Annotated in this window: 1 protein-coding gene and 1 pseudogene; both read right to left on the bottom strand. The window is 66.2% G+C overall.

Going from position 1 to position 1,367, the window contains the following annotated elements:
* Positions 1–1,001: GH25 family lysozyme (locus ACFYP0_RS33135; protein ID WP_356981323.1), on the bottom strand; the 1,001-nt coding region annotated here is incomplete at its 3' end.
* 117 nt (positions 1,002–1,118) lie between these two features.
* A pseudogene (locus ACFYP0_RS33130) lies at positions 1,119–1,367 on the bottom strand (hypothetical protein); the annotation flags it as partial.

Genomic DNA, 1,367 nt, shown 5'->3' with positions numbered 1-1,367 from the left:
TCCCACTTCCACGAATTCGCCGGCAGCTTGTAACTGCCGAAGTACGCCCCGAACCCACCACTGGCATTGGCCAACGACGTGAACAACTCGATCGAGTCGTCCCTGTAGTGGTAGAGCATCGCGGCGTCGTCGCGCCCGTCACCGTTGAAGTCCCCCGACAGCTGCACCACGTTCGGGTCCGCGACCGGAGTAGGCTCCGGGCTGCCCCCGGCGAGCGCCTGGAGCTGGGTGAGGCTTCCGTTGAACACGTCCTGGTCGCCCGGCAGGGAGCCACTGTCCGAGTACTGCCACAGCGTGAACTGGTTCCAGCCCGCGGGCAGCGGCTTGTACGTCGAGCTGTAGTTGGCGATGAAGAGCGGATTGGCGCCGAACGTCGCGTTGTTGCCGGTGCACGGATTCCACCACTTGGTGTTCGTGTAGATCATCGTTCGCTGGCCGGTGCGCGCGTAGACCCGGTCCACGAACTGCTTGACCCACGTCGACATCTGGCTCGTGCTCAGCCCGTAGCACGGGGACGGCGCGCCCGAACCCTCCCAGGGCCATTCGATGTCCAGCATCGGGATGAGCGTCTTGCCATCCTGCGAGTACTGAGCGCGATCGAGAAAGTAGTTCGCCTGGCTGGTGCCATCGGACACGTCGGGGCGGGCGTAGTGGTAGGCGCCCGCCAGGATGCCGTTCTGCTTGGCGCCACGGAAGTTGGCGGTGAAGGAACTGTCCACGAAGGAAAGCCCCTCGGTTGCCTTGGCGTACGAGAACTTGGCTCCACCGCGGGCCACCGCCGCCCAGTCGATGGTGCCCTGGTGGTGTGAGACGTCGATGCCGGTGACCGGATACCCGGGAGGCACGGTTGCGGCAGCGGCGGCTTGAGCCGAGCCGGTCATGGCGGGATGGCCATCAGGGGCGTCATCACCGGCGGCCTGAGCGACTGCCGGCGTGGCGAGTCCGAGCAGCGCGACCACGGCCAGCGCCACGACGACCGCCGACCTCTTCATGCTGAGCATTGCTACACACTCCTTGGATGTTGGGGCACGTCCCTGCGCCAGGCTGAGGCCTGCCTGTCCAGAGGGGAGGTGCGGGAGGGCCCTGAGGGGTGAGCCCTCCCGCACCCAGGAGGAAAGTCAGAGGAGTCGGATGGCGTCCCAGTGCCAGGCGGCGTTGGCGGGCACGGTCAGGCTGCCGGTGAAGGCCCCGAACCCGCCACCGCTGTTCGCCAGCGCGGTGTGCATGGTGATCGACCCGTCCGCCTGGTAATACATGGCTGCGACATCGGTCCGGCCGTCACCGTTGTGGTCACCGGTGATCGTCTTGAACGAGTTCCACTTCCACGAGTTCGCCGGGAGCTTGTAGCTGCCGGTGAACGTGCCGAA

The organism is Micromonospora arida, assembly GCF_042873195.1.
Classification (GTDB): Bacteria; Actinomycetota; Actinomycetes; order Mycobacteriales; family Micromonosporaceae; genus Micromonospora; species Micromonospora arida.
The sequence above is the reverse complement of the archived record's forward strand: the minus strand, read 5'-3'. Positions and strand labels throughout refer to the sequence as shown.